This is a genomic window from Amycolatopsis xylanica (assembly GCF_900107045.1).
Lineage (GTDB): Bacteria > Actinomycetota > Actinomycetes > Mycobacteriales > Pseudonocardiaceae > Amycolatopsis > Amycolatopsis xylanica.
This window is the reverse complement of the sequence record NZ_FNON01000001.1, coordinates 389,210-406,297: the sequence shown is the minus strand read 5'-3', so window position 1 is coordinate 406,297 and position 17,088 is coordinate 389,210. Positions and strand designations below refer to the sequence as shown.

At 69.0% G+C, this 17,088-nt stretch carries 20 protein-coding genes; 4 read left to right on the top strand and 16 right to left on the bottom strand.

Translation table 11 applies throughout. From position 1 onward, the window contains the following. Positions 1–69 precede the first annotated feature (69 nt). Positions 70–927, top strand: coding sequence for a peptidylprolyl isomerase (locus BLV57_RS01690; protein WP_091285670.1), 858 nt, complete (start codon positions 70–72; stop codon positions 925–927). A gap of 324 nt (positions 928–1,251) precedes the next feature. Here BLV57_RS01690 and BLV57_RS01685 read toward each other — a convergent pair whose 3' ends face one another. The 9 genes from BLV57_RS01685 to ruvC all read right to left on the bottom strand — a co-directional run bounded on the left by BLV57_RS01685 (position 1,252) and on the right by ruvC (position 10,820). Further along, entirely contained in the window at positions 1,252–2,031 is a 780-nt protein-coding gene (locus BLV57_RS01685) for an enoyl-CoA hydratase/isomerase family protein (RefSeq protein WP_091285667.1), read from the bottom strand. Positions 2,032–2,054: 23 nt separating this feature from the next. Then, positions 2,055–4,355, bottom strand: a complete 2,301-nt coding sequence (locus tag BLV57_RS01680) for a RelA/SpoT family protein (protein WP_091287818.1) — start codon at positions 4,353–4,355, stop codon at positions 2,055–2,057. A 74-nt stretch (positions 4,356–4,429) separates the two neighbouring features. Next, a complete protein-coding gene (locus BLV57_RS01675) occupies positions 4,430–4,948 on the bottom strand; it encodes an adenine phosphoribosyltransferase (protein WP_091285664.1) in 519 nt (172 codons plus the stop codon). Between the two features lie 3 nt (positions 4,949–4,951). Next, on the bottom strand, positions 4,952–6,154 hold the full coding sequence (gene secF, locus BLV57_RS01670) for a protein translocase subunit SecF (RefSeq protein ID WP_091285661.1): 1,203 nt from the start codon (positions 6,152–6,154) through the stop codon (positions 4,952–4,954). Position 6,155: 1 nt separating this feature from the next. Next, positions 6,156–7,946 carry a protein translocase subunit SecD gene (gene secD, locus BLV57_RS01665; RefSeq protein WP_245757098.1) on the bottom strand — a complete coding sequence of 597 codons (1,791 nt, stop codon included), beginning with the start codon at positions 7,944–7,946 and terminating at the stop codon, positions 6,156–6,158. Between the two features lie 179 nt (positions 7,947–8,125). Next, positions 8,126–8,512 carry a preprotein translocase subunit YajC gene (gene yajC, locus BLV57_RS01660; protein ID WP_091285655.1) on the bottom strand — a complete coding sequence of 129 codons (387 nt, stop codon included), beginning with the start codon at positions 8,510–8,512 and terminating at the stop codon, positions 8,126–8,128. A gap of 77 nt (positions 8,513–8,589) precedes the next feature. Further along, positions 8,590–9,633 (bottom strand): Holliday junction branch migration DNA helicase RuvB, encoded by a 1,044-nt coding sequence (gene ruvB, locus BLV57_RS01655; RefSeq protein WP_091285652.1) that lies wholly within the window; start codon positions 9,631–9,633, stop codon positions 8,590–8,592. 24 nt (positions 9,634–9,657) lie between these two features. Further along, positions 9,658–10,251, bottom strand: a complete 594-nt coding sequence (gene ruvA / locus BLV57_RS01650; RefSeq protein WP_091285649.1) for a Holliday junction branch migration protein RuvA — start codon at positions 10,249–10,251, stop codon at positions 9,658–9,660. Then, positions 10,248–10,820 (bottom strand): crossover junction endodeoxyribonuclease RuvC, encoded by a 573-nt coding sequence (gene ruvC / locus BLV57_RS01645; protein ID WP_091285645.1) that lies wholly within the window; start codon positions 10,818–10,820, stop codon positions 10,248–10,250. The genes ruvA and ruvC overlap by 4 nt, the downstream gene beginning before the upstream one ends. A gap of 74 nt (positions 10,821–10,894) precedes the next feature. Between ruvC and BLV57_RS01640 the strand changes: the two genes are divergently transcribed. After that, positions 10,895–11,284, top strand: a complete 390-nt coding sequence (locus tag BLV57_RS01640) for a cupin domain-containing protein (RefSeq protein WP_091285643.1) — start codon at positions 10,895–10,897, stop codon at positions 11,282–11,284. A gap of 115 nt (positions 11,285–11,399) precedes the next feature. On the opposite strand, the gene BLV57_RS01635 is transcribed toward BLV57_RS01640, so the two are convergent. Genes BLV57_RS01635 through BLV57_RS01615 form a run of 5 tightly spaced genes read right to left on the bottom strand, consistent with a single transcriptional unit; the run spans position 11,400 to position 14,439 of the window. Continuing rightward, positions 11,400–11,924: a DUF4262 domain-containing protein gene (locus BLV57_RS01635; RefSeq protein ID WP_091285640.1), complete on the bottom strand. Its 525-nt coding sequence runs from the start codon at positions 11,922–11,924 to the stop codon at positions 11,400–11,402. A gap of 45 nt (positions 11,925–11,969) precedes the next feature. Continuing rightward, positions 11,970–12,725, bottom strand: coding sequence for a YebC/PmpR family DNA-binding transcriptional regulator (locus BLV57_RS01630; RefSeq protein WP_091285636.1), 756 nt, complete (start codon positions 12,723–12,725; stop codon positions 11,970–11,972). A gap of 33 nt (positions 12,726–12,758) precedes the next feature. Beyond that, a complete protein-coding gene (pdxT, locus tag BLV57_RS01625) occupies positions 12,759–13,376 on the bottom strand; it encodes a pyridoxal 5'-phosphate synthase glutaminase subunit PdxT (protein WP_176968466.1) in 618 nt (205 codons plus the stop codon). Positions 13,377–13,432: 56 nt separating this feature from the next. Continuing rightward, positions 13,433–13,753 carry an AzlD domain-containing protein gene (locus BLV57_RS01620; RefSeq protein WP_091285629.1) on the bottom strand — a complete coding sequence of 107 codons (321 nt, stop codon included), beginning with the start codon at positions 13,751–13,753 and terminating at the stop codon, positions 13,433–13,435. After that, positions 13,753–14,439, bottom strand: coding sequence for an AzlC family ABC transporter permease (locus BLV57_RS01615; RefSeq protein ID WP_091285625.1), 687 nt, complete (start codon positions 14,437–14,439; stop codon positions 13,753–13,755). The genes BLV57_RS01620 and BLV57_RS01615 overlap by 1 nt, the downstream gene beginning before the upstream one ends. Before the next feature lie 67 nt (positions 14,440–14,506). Here BLV57_RS01615 and BLV57_RS01610 point away from each other — a divergent pair, with 67 nt between their 5' ends. Then, a complete protein-coding gene (locus tag BLV57_RS01610; RefSeq protein ID WP_091285622.1) occupies positions 14,507–15,076 on the top strand; it encodes a helix-turn-helix domain-containing protein in 570 nt (189 codons plus the stop codon). Between the two features lie 266 nt (positions 15,077–15,342). Here the strand turns inward: BLV57_RS01610 and BLV57_RS01605 are convergent, their stop codons facing one another. Continuing rightward, a complete protein-coding gene (locus BLV57_RS01605; RefSeq protein WP_143046948.1) occupies positions 15,343–15,807 on the bottom strand; it encodes a hypothetical protein in 465 nt (154 codons plus the stop codon). A gap of 67 nt (positions 15,808–15,874) precedes the next feature. After that, positions 15,875–16,120: a hypothetical protein gene (locus tag BLV57_RS01600; RefSeq protein ID WP_091285614.1), complete on the bottom strand. Its 246-nt coding sequence runs from the start codon at positions 16,118–16,120 to the stop codon at positions 15,875–15,877. 87 nt (positions 16,121–16,207) lie between these two features. Here BLV57_RS01600 and BLV57_RS01595 point away from each other — a divergent pair, with 87 nt between their 5' ends. Continuing rightward, entirely contained in the window at positions 16,208–17,065 is an 858-nt protein-coding gene (locus tag BLV57_RS01595; protein WP_091285611.1) for a LysR family transcriptional regulator, read from the top strand. Positions 17,066–17,088 lie beyond the last annotated feature (23 nt).

The window sequence follows — 17,088 nt, the reverse complement described above, 5'->3', positions numbered from 1 at the left end:
TTACAGGCTGTGCCCATACACTGCCGCTACCCCAGGCGTGTGACACCTAGTGGAACCGGGAGGACGCGGGTGGCGACCAACCAGCAGCGCCGTGAGGCCGCGAAGCGCAAGCTCGAAAGGCAGCTTGTGCACAGGGCCGAGCGTGCGAAGCGGCGCAGGAACGTCGGTATTGGCGTGACGATCGGTGCCGTGATCGCGGTCGCCGGCGCCATTTGGTTGATCGTCGCGACCAACGGCAGCGACTCGACCGACACGCAGGCCTCGGCCACGCCGACCAAGCCGCCGGAGATCAAGATCCCGACGCAGCGCGCCGAGCCCGTCAAGCGGCCGACCGCGCTCGCGAACCCGATCTCGTGCGAGTTCAAGGCCGAGGCCGACCGCCCCGCGTCGAAGCCGGCCAAGGCTCCCGCGAACGGCAACTTCGCCTCGACCGGCACGGTCAACGCGACGCTGAAGTCGACGGCCGGTGACATCAAGATCACCCTGGACCGCTCGCTCGCGCCGTGTGCCGTCGAGAGCTTCATCAACCTCGCCAAGCAGGGCTACTTCACCGACACCGAGTGCCACCGGCTGTCCACCGAAGGCCTGCAGATGCTGCAGTGCGGTGACCCGACGGCCAAGGGCACCGGCGGCCCCGGCTACTCGTTCAAGGACGAGGTCTTCCCCGAGCTGAAGTACGGCCGCGGCGTGCTCGCGATGGCCAACAGCGGCCCCGACACCAACGGCAGCCAGTTCTTCATGGTCTACGGCGACGCGGGCCTCCCGCCGAACTACACGGTCTTCGGCAGCATCTCCGACGAGGGCCTCCAGGTGCTCGACAAGGTCGCCAGGGCGGGCATCGACCCGGCCAGCGCCGCGACGAGCCAGGACGGCACCGGCAAGCCGGTCACCCCGGTCAAGTTCACCGCGGTGAGCGTCGAAGGCTAAACGCGCTTCGCACCAGGGGCCCCGCCGGGCGGTTGACGGCGGGGCCCTTCTTCGTGGTCGCTCTGGGGTCGTGAGTGGTACGGCCGGTTAGAACCGGCGAAAACACTCACGACCCCAGCCTTGGAAGCGGAGCACACGTGACAAGGGGCGCCCTTGTGACGCTCTGGGTGACAAGGGCCGCCCTTCTCACCTCACGACCCCCAGGCGGCAAGCTTGTCCGCGCGCGAATGCCGAGTTTGGGGCGTTGGGTGTCCAGGTTCGCGAGCACGCGTCCCCAACGTTCGGGTCGTGAGTGGTACGGCCGGTTCTAACCGGCGAAAACACTCACGAGTACTTGAAGCGAGGCACCCGCCTGCTCAGGAAGGCGTCGACGCCCTCGGCGTAGTCCTCGCCGTGGAGAGCGTCCAGGCGCAGCTGGTCCACCTCGGCGTCCGGCTCGACCTGCCCGGCCAAGATCTTCTCGATGATCCGGTTCATGCCCCTGATGGACGTCTGAGACCGCGAACAGAGCGTCTCCGCGAACCGCGCCACGGCGTCCTCAAGCTCCGAAGGCGCGAAGACGTCGTTGAGCAACCCGATCTCGCGGGCGCGCGCGGACGTGATCAGCTCGCCCGACAGCAGGAAGTACCGCGCGTGCGCGGGCCCGATCAGCGCGACGAGCTGACGGGTCGAGACGAAGTCGTAGACGATGCCGAGCTTCGCAGGCGTGATGCCGAAGCGGGATCCGTCAGCGGCGAAACGGAAGTCGCAGGCGACCGAGATCTGGCAGCCGCCGCCGATGCAGTTGCCGCGGATCATCGCGATGCTCGGCTTGCGCATGCCGGTCAGCGCGCGCACCGCCGCTTCGATCGCCTTGTCGTAGACGGCGGCGCCCTCGGCATTCGAGCGCAGCTCGCCGAACTCGCTGATGTCGGCGCCCGCCGAGAAGTCCTCGCCCGCGCCGGTCAGCACGAGCACCTTGACCGCCGGGTCCGCCTCGACGCCCGCGACGATCTCCGGGAGCGCCGACCACATCGCGTGCGTGATGGCGTTCTTCTTCGACGGCCTGGCGAACGTCAGCCGGGCGACGGCGCCGTCGCGGGCGAACTCGAACCCTTCAGTCATGCCCGCACCCTAGACGGGACGGCCTAGGAAGCGGAGGTGACGCGGTACACGTCATAGACGCCTTCGACGCTGCGGACCACCTTCAGGACGTGGCCCAAATGCTTGGGGTCGCCCATTTCGAAGGTGAACCGCGAGACCGCGACCCGGTCACGCGAGGTCGTCACCGACGCCGACAAGATGTTCACCTTCTCGTCGGCGAGCACCTTGGTGACGTCCGAGAGCAGCCGGTGCCGGTCGAGCGCCTCGACCTGGATCGCCACCAGGAACACCGACGACGCCGACGGCGCCCATTCGACCTCGACCAGCCGCTCGGGCTGGGCGTGCAGGTCCTCGGCGTTGGTGCAGTCCGTGCGGTGCACCGAAACGCCGCCGCCGCGCGTGACGAAGCCCAGGATCTCGTCGCCGGGCACCGGGGTGCAGCACCGGGCCAGCTTGGCCCAGATGTCCGTGGTGCCCTTGACGACCACACCGACGTCGTTGGAGCCGCGGCGGCGGGTCACCGTGGACGGTGTGGCCCGCGCGGCGAGTTCCTCTTCGGCCTCGTCGACGCCGCCGATCAGCGCGACCAGGCGGGAGACCACGTGCTTGGCGCTCGTGTGGCCCTCGCCGACGGCCGCGTAGAGCGAGCTGATGTCGCCGTGGCGCAGCTCGGTGGCCACCATGCCCATCGACTCCGCCGAGACCAGGCGCTGGATCGGAAGGCCGACCTTGCGGACCTCCTTGGTGATCAGCTCCTTGCCCGCTTCGATGGCCTCGTCGCGGCGCTCCTTCGCGAACCACTGCCGGATCTTGGCGCGGGCCTTCGGCGAACCGGCGAACGAAAGCCAGTCGCGGGACGGGCCCGCGGTCTCCGCCTTGGACGTGAAGATCTCGACGACCTCGCCGTTTTCGAGCTTGCGCTCCAAGGCGACGAGACGCCCGTTGACGCGCGCGCCGATGCAGCGGTGGCCGACCTCGGTGTGCACGGCATAGGCGAAGTCGACCGGGGTCGACTCGACGGGCAGCGTGATCACGTCGCCCTTGGGCGTGAACACGAAGATCTCGCGCGCGGCGAGCTCGTAGCGCAGCGATTCGAGGAAGTCGCCGGGGTCGGCCGCTTCCCGCTGCCAGTCGAGCAGCTGCCGCATCCACGCCATCTCGTCGACGTCGACGGCGTTGGTGTTGTGCGTGCCCTTGGTCTCCTTGTACCGCCAGTGCGCGGCGATGCCGTACTCGGCGGTGCGGTGCATCTCGTAAGTGCGGATCTGGACTTCCAGCGGCTTGCCGTCCGGCCCGATCACCGTGGTGTGCAGCGACTGGTAGACGCCGAACCTCGGCTGCGCGATGTAGTCCTTGAACCGGCCGGGCACCGGCTGCCACAGCGCGTGCACGACACCCATGGCGGCGTAGCAGTCGCGGACGTCCTCGACCAGGATCCGCACGCCGACCAGGTCGTGGATGTCGTCGAGGTCGCGGCCGCGGACGATCATCTTCTGGTGGATCGAGTAGTAGTGCTTGGGCCTGCCCTCGACCTTCGCGGTGATCCGCGAGCCTTCGAGGTTGGCCGTCAGGTCGGTGATGACCGAGCGCAGGTAGATGTCGCGCGACGGTGCGCGGTCGGCGACCAGCCGCACGATCTCGTCGTACTTCTTGGGCTGCAGGATGGCGAACGCCAGGTCCTCCAGCTCCCATTTGACCGTGGCCATGCCGAGCCGGTGCGCCAGCGGGGCGAGCACCTCGAGGGTCTCGCGGGCCTTGCGAGCCTGCTTCTCGGGCGGCAGGAAGCGCATGGTGCGCATGTTGTGCAGCCGGTCGGCCAGCTTGATGACCAGCACACGCGGGTCGCGGGCCATCGCGATGACCATCTTGCGGATGGTCTCGGCCTCGGCCGCGGTGCCCAGCTTGACCTTGTCCAGCTTGGTGACGCCGTCGACGAGCTCGCCGACCTTGTCGCCGAACTCGGCCTTCAGGCTGTCCAGCGAGTAGCCGGTGTCCTCGACCGTGTCGTGCAGCAGGGCCGCGACCAGCGTCGTGGTGTCCATGCCCAGGTCGGCGAGGATGGTCGCGACCGCGAGCGGGTGCGTGATGTACGGGTCACCGGACTTGCGCCGCTGGTCGCGGTGCAGCTCCTCGGCAACGTCGTAGGCCCGCTGGAGCAGCGCGAGGTCGGCGTTCGGGTGCAGCTCGCGGTGCACCACCGCGAGCGGTTCGAGCACCTGCTTGACCGAGGCAGGCCGCTGCGCGGTGATCCGCCTCGCGAGCCTGGCCCTGACCCGCCGGGTGGCCGACGGCGTCGGAGCGGCGCCGTTCTGGGCGGGCACTACGGAATCGAGCTCTTGGCTCACCCGCACCTCCTGCTGCATGTGCTCTGAGCGTCAAGGGTAACGCCCAGCCACGACAGAGCGTCGCGATCCCCGAGCTAGCAGGCCTGAAGTGCGTGTACTCCGTTACCTTCGAGCACCGCCCGGCCACCGAGCGCGGTCAGCTCCATCACGACCGACACGCCCTCGACGACCGCACCACCGTCGCGGAGCAGCTTGCACGCCGCGGCGGCCGTGCCGCCCGTCGCGAGCACGTCGTCCATCACTACAACGCGCTGACCCGGCGAAACGATCCCGGCGGGCAGTTCGACCGAGGCCGTCCCGTACTCGAGCTGGTAATCGACCCGGCCCGCGACGCGCGGCAGCTTGCCCGGCTTGCGCACGAGCACCACGCCGATGCCGCGGGCGTACCCGACGGCGGCGGCGAGCAGGAACCCGCGTGCCTCGACGCCCGCGATCAGGTCGACCTCGGGGCCGACCGTCTCCGCCAAAGCGCCGACCACCGCGGCGAAACCCGCGGGGTCGGCGAACAGTGGGGTGAGATCGCGGAAGAGCACGCCGGGCTCGGGAAAGTCCGGCACCTCGGCGATGAGGCCGAGCGCCTTCTGCAGTTCCATCTCTTACTTCTTGCGCTTCTGGTTCGGCTTGTTCTTCGGGATCCGGCCTGGCACGCTCGCCGCCGCGGCGTACGCCTTCTCCTTGCGGAGTTCGGCGGCCAGCGCGTCGTCGTCGCTCGCGTCGAAGTCGTCGTCGGCGGCGGTCGCCGTCTTGGCGACCTTCGCGCGGCGGGCGGCCACGCGGGCGGCCTGCTGCCGGTACTTCGGGTCACGCAGCTTCAGGTCGACCAGTAGCGGCGTGGCCAGCGCGACCGAGGACAGCACGCCGACGATGGTGCCGGTCAGCTGCACCAGCGCCAGGTCCTGCAGTGTGCCGGAGCCCAGCAGGATGGTGCCGACGACCAGCAGCCCGAGAATCGGCAGCAACGCGATGAACGCGGTGTTGAACGACCGCATCAGGGTCTGGTTCAGCGCCAGGTTGGCCGCCTCGGCGTACGTGCGGCGGGTGAGGCCGAGCAGGCCGCGCGTGTTCTCGCGGACCTTGTCGAACACCACCACCGTGTCGTACAGCGAGAACCCGAGGATCGTCAGCAGGCCGATGACGGTCGCGGGCGAGACCTCGAAGCCGACCAGCGAGTACACGCCCGCGGTCACCACGATGTCGTGGATCAGCGAGATGAACGCGGCGGCCGCCATCCGGAGGTCGAAGTAGATCGCCAGGAAGATGACCACGGCGACCAGGAAGATCGCGAGCGCGATCAGCGCCTTCTCCGAGATCTCGCCACCCCACGACGCCGAGACGGCGCTGTCGGAGATGGCCTGCGGGCCGGTGACGCCGTTCGTGCCGAGCGGAGCCAGCTTGGTGGCGATCTCCTGCTTCACCTTGAACACGTCGGCCGCGTCGAGCGTGCCGGTGCGGATCTGCAGGGTGGTGGCGCCGCCGGTGCCGACCTTCTGCACCTCGTCGGCGTCCTTGCCAAGCGCGTCCTTGAAGGCCTGCTTCGCCTGGTCCTCGGTGATCTGACCGTGCGACCCGTTCGCGGAGAACTGGATCTGCGTGCCGCCCTCGAAGTCGATGCCGAAGTTGAATCCCTTGATCGACATCGACAGGATGCAGCCGAGCACCAGCACGCCGAAGAACATGTACCAGCGCTTGCGGGCGCCGACGATGTCGAACGCGCCGGTGCCGACGTACAGCCGCTGGAAAATGCTTTCCTTCTTGGCAGGCGCCTTCGCGGCGTCCGTGCCCAGGTCTTCAACGCCCACGTCAGGCCTCCTTCACGTTCGCGGAAGCGCCGACCGCGCCCACTTTGGGGGCGGCCGTCTTCACGTGCGAACCCACTTCCTGCACCGCGCCGAGCCCGAGATGCTTCGGGTCCGACAGGAACTTCGACTTCGACTTGGAGATCATCGCGATCAGCGGGTGCGTCACCAGGAACACGACCACGAGGTCGAGGACGGTGGACATACCCAGCGTGAACGCGAAGCCCTGGACGTCACCGACGGCGAACACGTACAGGATCAGCGCGGCCAGGAAGCTGACACCGTCGGACGCCAGGATCGTGCGCTTGGCACGGACCCAGCCTCGCGGCACGGCGGACCGGAAGCTCCGGCCTTCCCGGATCTCGTCTTTCAGCCGTTCGAAGTAGATGACGAACGAGTCGGCGGTGATACCGATCGAAATGATCAGGCCCGCGATGCCTGCCAGGTCGAGCGTGTACCCGATCCAGCGGCCGAGCAGCACGAGCACCGCGTACACCAGCGAGAACGACAGTGCCAGCGAGAAGATCGTCAGCACGCCGAGCAGGCGGTAGTAGAACAGGCAGTAGATGAAGACGATCAGCAGGCCGATGCCGCCCGCGATCAGGCCTGCCTCGAGCGAGGCGAGGCCCAGCGTCGCGGACACCGTGGTCGCGTCCGAGGACTCGAACGACAGCGGCAGCGAGCCGTACTTGAGTACGTCGGTGAGGTCCTTGGCGTCCTTCTGCGTGAACTGGCCGCTGATCTGGGTGTTGCCGTCCAGGATGGTGGCCTGGATGGTCGGCGCGGAGACGACCTTGGTGTCCAGCACGAACGCGGCGCGCTGCTGCAGGTTGTCCTTGGTGAAGTTGCCCCAGATCTTGGCGCCCTCGCTCTTGAAGCTGAGGTTGACGACCCAGCCACCACGCTGGTTGTCGAAGCCGAAGGTCGCGCCCGCGATCTCGGTGCCCGGCAGGAACTCCTTGTCCATCAGGAGCTTCTCGGTGCCCTTGACGTCACAGGTGACCAGCGGGAGGTCGACGCGGTCGTTACCGACCAGCGGGTCCTCCTCGCCGGGGGCGCAGGTGATCGAGTTGTAGGCGGCCTGCAGCGCGGCCTGCGTCTTGGGGTCGTCCGACTTGCCAGCGAGGTCCGGGTTCTGGCGGATCGCCTGCGCGGCCTGGATCTGCTTGGCCGTGTTCGCGTCCGTGTTGCCGTCCTGGGCCGGTGCGGGCGCGGGGGCCGGCGCCGAAGCGGACGGGCTGGGCGTGGGCGTCGGGGTCGGCTGCTGGGCCTGCGCACCGGCGGCGCCACCTCCACCGGGCTTCGCCGAGGAGCTCGGGGCCGCGGGCGAGGAGGGCGCGCCGCTCGACGGCGGCGGGGTCGCGGTGGCCGAACCGGACGGCGGCGGGGTCTGCGGCATGCCGGGCGGCGTCACCTGCGTGGTCGTGATGACCTTGCGGAAGCCGAGCTTCGCGGTCTTGCCGAGCGTCTTCGCCTGGTCGCCACCCTGCTCACCGGGAACGGTGATGACGACGTTGTTGCCGTCGAGGAGCACTTCGGTACCGCCGACGCCGATACCGTTGACGCGCTTCTCGATGATCTGGCGAGCCTGGTTGAGGGACTCTCGCGAGGGGACCCCACCGTCCGGCGTGCGCGCCGTCAGGGTGACCCGGGTGCCGCCCTGCAGGTCGATGCCAAGCTTGGGCTTGGGGCTGTGGTTACCGGTGAAGAACACCAGTGCGTACAGCACGACGACGATGCCGGCGAATAAGGCGAGATAGCGTCCCGGGCGGAGGTGCCCGGCCGGTGATGCCACGGTGCTTCGGTCTCCTCGAACTGAGGGTTTCCCCATGGATGGTGTGTGGTGCTACCGCTTCCACGCGCGAATATATGACGGCGGGCACGCACGCAGCACCGAGACACTACTCGGTGCTGCGTGAGTCCGGCGTAACCCCCGCCCCCGACGAAAGTCGGGAGTTTTCGGGAGCGCGTGTACTACTTCTTGCCGTGCTCCAGCGGCTCGGCGACCTGGGCGGTCGACTTCTGCTCCTCGATGCCCGCGGAGGACTCGATGATCGACGACTCCTCGGCCACGACCTCGTCCTCGGTCTCCTCGACCTCGGGCTGGACCTTCTCGCGCACGGCGAGACGCAGCCACGTGGTGATGACGCCAGGGGCGATCTCGATGTCGATCGTGCTGTCGGAGCTGGCGTCCGCGACGGTGCCGTAGAGACCGGAGGTGGTCATCACGCGGTCACCGGGCTGGATGCTGTCCTGCAGGTCCTTCTGAGCCTGCTGCACCTTCTTCTGCTTGCGGGAGCCCATGAAAAGGGTCGCGCCCAGCACGAGGACCAGAAGCAGGGGCAGCGCTAACTGTTGCATGATTCTCCGTTCGACGGACGCCGTGTGGGGGTCGATACGTCCGGTTTTGGGGTATGTGCTCTTTCGAGTGTGCCAGGTTACGGCTGGTCAAACAGTCCCGGGTCGGGCAGTACGCGTTCCGGGGGCTGAAGGCCGAGGTGCTCCCACGCCGCCGCGGTAGCCACCCGGCCACGCGGAGTGCGCGCGAGCATACCGGCGCGCACCAGGTAGGGCTCACAGACCTCCTCCACCGTGGTCGGCTCCTCACCGACCGCGACGGCGAGCGTCGAGACCCCGACCGGGCCGCCGCCGAACGACTTGACCAGCGCGCCGAGCACCGCGCGGTCGAGCCGGTCGAGGCCGAGCTCGTCGACGTCGTAGACCTCGAGCGCGGCGCGCACGACCTGCTTGGTGGCGACCCCGTCCGCCCGCACCTCCGCGTAGTCGCGCACGCGGCGGAGCAGGCGGTTCGCGATCCGGGGCGTGCCGCGGCTGCGCCGGGCGATCTCGGCGGACCCGAGCGGGTCGATCTCGATGTCGAGAATGCGCGCGGCCCGCCGGACGACCTGGTCGAGCTCGTCGTCGGAGTAGAACTCCATCTGGCCGGTGAAGCCGAACCGGTCACGCAGCGGGCCGGTCAGCGCGCCGGACCGGGTGGTCGCGCCGACGAGGGTGAACGGCGCGATCTCCAGCGGGATGCTGGTCGCGCCGGGGCCCTTGCCGACGACGACGTCGACCCGGAAGTCCTCCATCGCGAGGTACAGCATCTCCTCGGCCGGGCGGGCGATGCGGTGGATCTCGTCGATGAACAGCACGTCGCCTGGCGCCAGGTTGGACAGCATCGCCGCGAGGTCGCCCGCGCGTTCCAGCGCGGGGCCCGAGGTGATCCGCAGCGCCGAACCCAGCTCGGCGGCGATGATCATCGCCATGCTCGTCTTGCCGAGGCCCGGCGGGCCCGACAGCAGCACGTGATCGGGCGGCACGCCGCGGCGGCGCGCGCTCTCCAGCACCAGTTCGAGCTGCTCACGGACGCGGGGCTGGCCGATGAACTCGCCGAGTTTCTTGGGCCGCAGCGTGACTTCCACGTCCTGCTCGCCGGTGTGCGCGAGCGCGGACAGCGTCTCGTCGTCCGGCTCGGTCATGGCTTCATACTCCACGCCGGGCGCCTACCGCTTCCGGCCGAGGGTCGCGAGCGCGGCACGCAGCACGGTCGACGTGTTCGCGTCGGCCTGCTCGGAGAGCACCTTGTCGACGGTGAGCTCGGCCTGCTTGGCCGGGAAACCCAGTCCTGCCAACGCTTCCACCACCTCGGCGCGGATCGCCGACGGCGCTGCCGAGGTGACACCCTCGGCGCCGGGGATGGCGTTGACCTTGTCGCGCAGCTCGAGCGTGAGCCGCTCGGCGCCCTTGCGGCCGATGCCGGGCACCTGGGTGAGCACGGTGATGTTGCCTTCGACGAGCGCGGCGCGGAGCTTGTCCGGGTCGAGCACGGCGAGCGTCGCCAGCGCGAGCCTCGGCCCGATGCCGGAAACCGTCTGCAGCAACCCGAACAGCTCGCGCGCGTCGGCATCGGCGAACCCGAAGAGGGTCAGCGAGTCCTCGCGGACCACGAGCGCGGTGTGCAGCCGGGTCTCCTCGCCGCGGCGCAGCGTGGCGAGCGTCGACGGGGTGCACTGGACCGCGAGGCCCACTCCCCCGACCTCGACGACCACATGGTCGAGACTGACGGAGAGAACTTCGCCGCGTACTGAGGAAATCATCGCCTACCTGCCTGTTTCGCGGCCGCCGCCAGCCTTGCCTTGTGCACCTTCGCCATCTCCTTGGCCCTCGCCTCCGCCTCCTCGAGGCGGACCCGCATGGGCTCGCGCCAAAGATGGCAGATGGCCAAGGCGAGCGCGTCGGCGGCATCCGGCGGGCCAAGGCTTTCGGTGATCTTCAGCAGCCGCATGACCATGCCGGTGACCTGGGCCTTGTCCGCGCGGCCCGAGCCGGTGACCGCGGCCTTGACCTCACTGGGGGTATGGAACACCACCGGCAGGTTCCGCCGCGCGGCGGCCAGCGCCACCACACCGCCCGCCTGCGCGGTGCCCATCGCGGTCCGCACGTTGTGCTGCGCGAACACCCGCTCGACGGCCACGGCCTCCGGCTTGTAGAGGTCCATCCAGCGCTCGGCGGCGTCGGAGATCCCCATGAGCCGCTGGGCGAGGTCCATGTCGGCGGGCGTGCGGATCACGTCGACCGCGACAGCACTGACCGACCGGCCGGTCCCGCCGTCGACGACGCCGAACCCGCACCTGGTCAGACCGGGGTCGACCCCGAATACCCGCACGTGTGGTTTTCCTTCCCGCGAACACCAGTTCGAGGAATCAGGCTACCGTTCGACGGGTGAGCTCAGCCGCAGACATGCCGACCCCTTCGGAGATCATCGAACACCTGGGCCTGGTCCCGCTCCCGGTCGAAGGCGGTCTCTTCACCCAAAGCCACCGCTCTTCCGAGGCCTCGGCGATCTACTACCTGCTGGAGCCGCCCTCGGTCTCGGCGCGGCACCGCTTGGACCGCCTCGAGATCTGGCTGTTCCACGGGGGTTCGCCGGTCGCGATGACCCTGGAGTCCCCCGACGGCTCGATCTCGCACGTGGTGCTCGGCCTGGACGTCGCCGCCGGTCAACGCCCCCAGGTCGTCGTGCCCGCCGGGGTGTGGCAGTCGGCCTCGTCCCTGGGCACCTGGAGCCTGGTGGGCACCGTCGTGGTCCCGCCCTACACCGACGACTCGGTCGAGTTCTCGGGGTCGTGAGTGTTTTGGCCGGTTAGAACCGGCCGCGCCACTCACGACGCCTGAGCACGGCGCTCAGAAAAGCCCGAAAGCCACTTTCGTCAGATGAGACCTGACGAAAGTGGCTTTCGGGCTTTCAAACGCCGTCTACGCCGGGTGTCCAGCTCTCGGGGAGACCGGATTCGGTGAGCACCGGCTGCCAGTCGGCGAAGCCTTCGGGCGCCGAGGGACTCCACGGCCAGTGCCCGTCCGGGGTGGCGACGATCAGCTGCAAGGCCGGGAAGTCGCCGTCGGGGTAGATCAGGAACGCGCTCCCGAAGAACTCGGGATAGTGTCCCTTGGCGACCCATTCGAACGTGACCGAGACGCCCTCGAAGAAGTCGACGTAGCGACGCCCGGTCTCGAAGTCCTCGCCGGCGGCGGCTCGGTCCACATAGGCGTCGAGCAACACCGGGCCCATGTGCGCGGGCAGGCCGATGACGACCGCCTCGGGCACCTCGTGGAGCGCCCAGGCGCAGGCGGTGAAGCAGTAGCCGGCGCCGTCGGAGTCCTCAGGGACACTGATGACGGCGTTGCCCCGCTCCTTCGCCTGCGCCTCGATCCACTCGACAAGCTGAGATTCCTGGGCGGTGAGGGAGTCGGTCGTCGTCACGGCGGCCATTCTGCCCCACGCCCTCGTTCATTCCCAGTGTGCCAACAAAAAAAGTCAGCCGACTTCGGCCATGACCTCATCGGAGACGTCGAAGTTGGCCCAGACGTTCTGCACATCGTCGCAGTCTTCGAGCGCGTCGATGAGCTTGAAAACCTTCTTGGCGCCCTCGACGTCCAGCGGCACGCTGACCGACGGGAGGAAGGTGAGGTCGGCCGAGTCGTACTCGAAACCGGCTTCCTGCAAGGCTTTGCGCACCGGCAGCAGGTCGGTCGCCTCGGAGACGATCTCGAAGTTCTCGTCGAGGTCGTTGACCTCTTCGGCGCCGGCGTCGAGCACGGCCATGAGGACGTCGTCCTCGGTCGCGTCGGCCTTGGGCATGATCACCACGCCCTTGCGGTTGAACATGTACGACACCGAACCCGGGTCGGCCAGCGAGCCGTTGTTGCGGGTGAGCGCGGTGCGCACCTCCATGGCGGCGCGGTTCTTGTTGTCGGTGAGGCACTCGATCAGGACGGCGACACCGTTGGGGCCATAGCCCTCGTAGGTGATGGTCTGCCAGTCGGCGCCGCCCGCCTCTTCACCGGCGCCGCGCTTGCGCGCGCGCTCGATGTTGTCCTGGGGCACCGAGTTGCGCTTGGCCTTCTGGATGGCGTCGTAGAGCGTCGGGTTGCCGTCCGGGTCGCCACCGCCGGTGCCGGTGCGCGCGGCCACCTCGATGTTCTTGATCAACCTCGCGAAGAGCTTGCCGCGCTTCGCGTCGAGGTTGGCCTTCTTGTGCTTCGTAGTGGCCCATTTGGAGTGGCCGCTCATCTCTCCTCCATCTGCAATGCGCAGCTGCTGCGCCTACGCCTCGCGCACGATTTCCACGAACAACCGGTGCACCCGCTCGTCCCCCGTCAGCTCCGGGTGGAACGCGGTGGCGAGCACCGTCCCCTGCCGGACCGCGACGATCCTATCGGCCGCCTCACCGGCCGACGGGGTGCGCGGCACGCGGGCCAGCACCTCGACGTCGTCGCCCGCCTTCTCGACCCACGGGGCGCGGATGAACACCGCGGGCAACGGACCGTCCAGCCCGGCGAACTCCAGATCCTCTTCGAACGAGTCGACCTGCCTGCCGAACGCGTTGCGCCGGACGACGATGTCGAGCCCGCCGAGCTGCTGCTGGTCGGGCCTGCCGTCGAGCGCCTGCTTGGCCAGCAGGATCATCCCGGCGCACGAGCCGAACGCGGGCATGCCGCCCGCGATGCGCTCACGCAGCGGCTCCAGCAGCTCGAACGTCTCGAGCAGCTTCGACATGGTGGTCGACTCGCCACCCGGCAGCACCAGACCGTCCACTTCGGACAGTTCGTCGAGCCTGCGCACGCCGATGGCGCGCGCGCCGGCGTGCTCCAGCATCGCGACGTGCTCACGCACGGCGCCCTGCAGAGCGAGCACACCCACCAACGGCCGAGCGACCGACACCTGACCTCCCGAAGACCTTCCCACTACTCTAGGCGATCCGCCCAGGTCACTGGCGGCTAGGGCACACCTGCCAGGCGAAGCAACGCCGCCGTGGCCGCCGCGGCGAGCACGACGACCACGAACGGCGCCTTGCGCCAGGCCAGCACTCCCCCGACCAGCACACCGGCCGGGCGCGCGATGCCCGCGAAACCGTGACCTTCCGTGAGCGCGGCGATGCCGACCAGCGCGGCCAGCAGCACGACCGCCGAGACGGTCATGAGTTTCTCGGCACGCGGGGACAAGGTCATCTTCGCGCGCAGCACCGGGCCCGCGAACCGGAACGCGAACGTGCCGGCCCCGAGCACGAGCCCGGCGATGACCAGCGTCAACGGCTCCATCAGCTCATCACCTCCACCTTCTGGCGGTCGACCGCCGCGAACACGCCGACCAGTGCCAGCAGCACCGGCAGCCCGGCGGGCAGGAACGGGGTGGTCGCCAGCGCGACGACCACGCCGATCGCGACCGGCAGCCGGGTCGCGCGGTCCTTCAGCGACGGCAGCACGAGCGCCAGCAGCACCGCGGGGAACGCCGCGTCGAGCCCGAACGCGTCCGTGTCACTGATCGCCGTGCCCGCGAACGCGCCGATGACCACACCGATGTTCCAGCAGACGAAGAGCCCGATCCCGCACGCCCAGTACGCCGCGCGGCGCTTGGCCGCGTCCTCCTGCGCCAGCGCGAAGGCGACCGATTCGTCGATCATCAGGTGACTGCCCGCCACGCGGCGCGCCCAGCCCCGGCCGAGCGCGTCGCCGATGGCGAAGCCGAACGGCAGGTGCCGGGCGTTGACCAGCAGCCCGGCCACGACGGCCGCGACCGGGTTGCCGCCGGAGGCGACGATGCCGATGAACATGAACTGCGACGCGCCGGCGAAGACCAGCAGCGACAGCAGCATCGGCGACCACACCGGGAAGCCGGAGCTGACGGCGATGGCGCCGTACGAAACCCCCACAATCGTGTCGGCGAGACAGACCAGGCCGATGTCCCTGGCGAGCCGCCGATCCAAAGTTCGCCAAATCGAACGCATAGCATCATATACTGAACACTTCGCGCCCGTTCGTCAAGTCGAACGGAACGACCGCTGGAGCGAACACATGCAACACGACCAGCCCAAGGGCGGCCCACCACTGGACGTGATCGCGGCGTCACTACGCCGCGAGCGCTCTCACGCGGGGCTTTCGCTCACCGAGGTCGCCAAACGGGCGCGCATCGCCAAGTCGACGCTTTCGCAGCTCGAGTCGGGCACCGGCAACCCGAGCGTCGAGACGCTCTGGGCGCTCGCGGTCGCGCTGGACGTGCCCCTGTCGCGGCTTTTCGAGCCGCCGGTTCCGCAGGTACGGCTGATCAGGGCCGGCGAAGGTCCCCAGGTGTACTCGGAGCGCGCGCACTACCTCTGCACGCTGCTCTCGTCGTGCCCGCCGAACGCGCAGCGCGACCTGTACCAGATCGTCGCGCAGCCGGGCTCGGCCCGCGTTTCCGAACCGCATATGCGCGGCGTCATCGAGCACATCGTGATCGCGACGGGCCGCGCGCTCGTCGGGCCACTCGACGACCCCGTGGAGCTGGGGCCGGGCGACTACATCTCCTACCCCGGCGACGCGCCGCACATCTTCGAAGCACTCGAGCCGGACACGAGGAGCTTCGAGATCTCAGAGCACTCGTGAGTGGTACGGCCGGTTAGAACCGGCCGTACCACTCACGAGCCCCAGGAGTCACACCCGCCTCTGCAGCAACTCCCGTTCCACACGCGGGTGTGGGTATCGGGGTCGTGAGCGTTGCGGGCGGTTAGAACCGCCCGCAACGCTCACGACCTCTGCCACGCTCAGGGGAACGAACGTGGCTTATGTGTGGGTTGATGAGTGGGCGGACGTGCGGCTGGGGTCGTGAGTGGCGCGGCCGGTTAGAACCGGTCAGAACACTCACGACCCGGTCAGCGCGTGAGGCTGGTGTAGCCGGAGGCGACGGGGTCGTGGGGGCGCGGGTTGTCGAACACCGCTCCCCAGGCCCGGAACGTGTAGTGCCCGCTCAACCCCGTGAACTTCGGCGTCCAGCAGCGGGTCTGCCCGGGTAAGACCTTGCCGTTGCCGCCGGAGCTGTCGCAGGTCACGTAGCTCTCCCACTTCCCGTCGCGGTAGCGCTCGAGGTAGCCCTGCCCATGCTGGCCGGACGACGGCGACCGGTTCAGCAGCAGAAAGGCCCAGTACCGGTAACTGCTGTCACGGCAGAGCTGAATGGCGCCCATCCCGCCTACCTGCGCGGAGTCGACGCGGGTGCCGTAGGTGTCGCCGTACTGGCAGTTCGGCGCGGCTTCGACCTGCGCCGTCGCCGCGGGCGCCAGGCTCACCATCGCGGCGATCGCGCAGCCGGCCGCCGACAAGATCCTCTTCATGGTCATGCGCGGCAGCCTGGCAGCGTGGCCGCCCAGATTGCGCCCACGCGCGCCGATCAGTCCACAGAGGACGCTATCGAGGGGCGCGCATGAAGTGCATTTCGATGGAGTTGAGGAACGGCCCGTACTCGATCAACCGCCAGCCCTGCGGTTCGACGCGGCGGGTGATGAGGTCGATTTCCTTGCGGACCATCCTCGCCGTCACCCTGGCGCGCGTATCGATGTCGATGTCGACGGTGAACGTCAGGTCGCCCCTGTTGAACGCGATGGTGGCGTCCGAGACGACCTTCTGGACGCGCCAGGCGTGAAGCAGTCCCATTCGTCCTCCTCGGGGGTCGGGGCCGGAACGCTATGCGGGCGCGATGAAATCCCGATGAAACGGCCTCCGCCGGTACGCTGCGCGGTGATGGACTTGCGCACGCTCCGCTACTTCGTGGCCGTGGCCGAAGAACTCCACTTCGGACGCGCGGCCGCGCGGCTGCACATGAGCCAGCCGCCGCTGAGCCGGGCGATCAAGCAGCTGGAGACCGACCTCGGCGCCACGCTGCTGCACCGCTCCCCCGCCGGGATCACGCTCACCCCGGCCGGGGACGCGCTGCTGGAGCAGGCCAGGCTGATGCTGAACCTGGCCGAGCAGACCAAAGCGCGAGTGGCCGCCGCGGACGGGCCCGGCGTGCTCGGGGTCGGGTTGCTGGGCGAGGGAGACGACGTCGCCGCCACCCGGCTGGCGGACGCGTTCCGGCGGCGGCATCCCGCGGTCGAGGTCCGCGTCCGCGAGACGGACCTGACCGATCCCACCTGCGGGCTGCGAGCCGGGCTGGTCGATGTCGCGGTCACGCGGGCGCCGTTCGAGACGGCGGGGCTGTCCGTGCACGAGTTGCGGGCCGATCCGGTCGGCGTGGTGCTCCGCACCGACGATCCCCTCGCGGAGCACACCGAGCTGGCGCTTGCGGAACTGCGGGAACGACGCTGGTTCCAGTTCCCGGCGGGCACCGATCCGCTGTGGCAGTCCTATTGGAACGGTGGCGAGCCGAGGGAAGGCCCGGTCGTGCGCGCGGTGCACGAGTGCAGGCAGGCCGTGCTGTGGAGCGGCACGATCGGGTTGACGCCACTGGGGAACCGGCATCCGGCGGAGCTGGCCGTCGTGCCGTTGACGGGCATGGAACCCAGCCGGGTCGTGGTCGCCTGGAACGGGAACGACCCCGGACCACTTGTGCGATCGTTCGTCCAGCTCGCCGTGGCCGCCTATCGCGACGTGGGCTGATACCCGGGCGGTTCGGGGAGTGC

What these genes read in the sequence shown, in the direction of transcription:
- BLV57_RS01615 (WP_091285625.1), bottom strand. Translation starts at nt 14,439, where the DNA reads ATGCGTTCGATTTGGCGAACTTTGGATCGGCGGCTCGCCAGGGACATC.
- BLV57_RS01605 (WP_143046948.1), bottom strand. Translation starts at nt 15,807, where the DNA reads ATGACCATGAAGAGGATCTTGTCGGCGGCCGGCTGCGCGATCGCCGCG.
- ruvA (WP_091285649.1), bottom strand. Translation starts at nt 10,251, where the DNA reads ATGATTTCCTCAGTACGCGGCGAAGTTCTCTCCGTCAGTCTCGACCAT.
- BLV57_RS01620 (WP_091285629.1), bottom strand. Translation starts at nt 13,753, where the DNA reads ATGGAGCCGTTGACGCTGGTCATCGCCGGGCTCGTGCTCGGGGCCGGC.
- BLV57_RS01595 (WP_091285611.1), top strand. Translation starts at nt 16,208, where the DNA reads ATGGACTTGCGCACGCTCCGCTACTTCGTGGCCGTGGCCGAAGAACTC.
- BLV57_RS01640 (WP_091285643.1), top strand. Translation starts at nt 10,895, where the DNA reads ATGCCGACCCCTTCGGAGATCATCGAACACCTGGGCCTGGTCCCGCTC.
- BLV57_RS01610 (WP_091285622.1), top strand. Translation starts at nt 14,507, where the DNA reads ATGCAACACGACCAGCCCAAGGGCGGCCCACCACTGGACGTGATCGCG.
- ruvB (WP_091285652.1), bottom strand. Translation starts at nt 9,633, where the DNA reads ATGACCGAGCCGGACGACGAGACGCTGTCCGCGCTCGCGCACACCGGC.
- BLV57_RS01630 (WP_091285636.1), bottom strand. Translation starts at nt 12,725, where the DNA reads ATGAGCGGCCACTCCAAATGGGCCACTACGAAGCACAAGAAGGCCAAC.
- BLV57_RS01600 (WP_091285614.1), bottom strand. Translation starts at nt 16,120, where the DNA reads ATGGGACTGCTTCACGCCTGGCGCGTCCAGAAGGTCGTCTCGGACGCC.
- BLV57_RS01685 (WP_091285667.1), bottom strand. Translation starts at nt 2,031, where the DNA reads ATGACTGAAGGGTTCGAGTTCGCCCGCGACGGCGCCGTCGCCCGGCTG.
- yajC (WP_091285655.1), bottom strand. Translation starts at nt 8,512, where the DNA reads ATGCAACAGTTAGCGCTGCCCCTGCTTCTGGTCCTCGTGCTGGGCGCG.
- BLV57_RS01635 (WP_091285640.1), bottom strand. Translation starts at nt 11,924, where the DNA reads ATGGCCGCCGTGACGACGACCGACTCCCTCACCGCCCAGGAATCTCAG.
- BLV57_RS01675 (WP_091285664.1), bottom strand. Translation starts at nt 4,948, where the DNA reads ATGGAACTGCAGAAGGCGCTCGGCCTCATCGCCGAGGTGCCGGACTTT.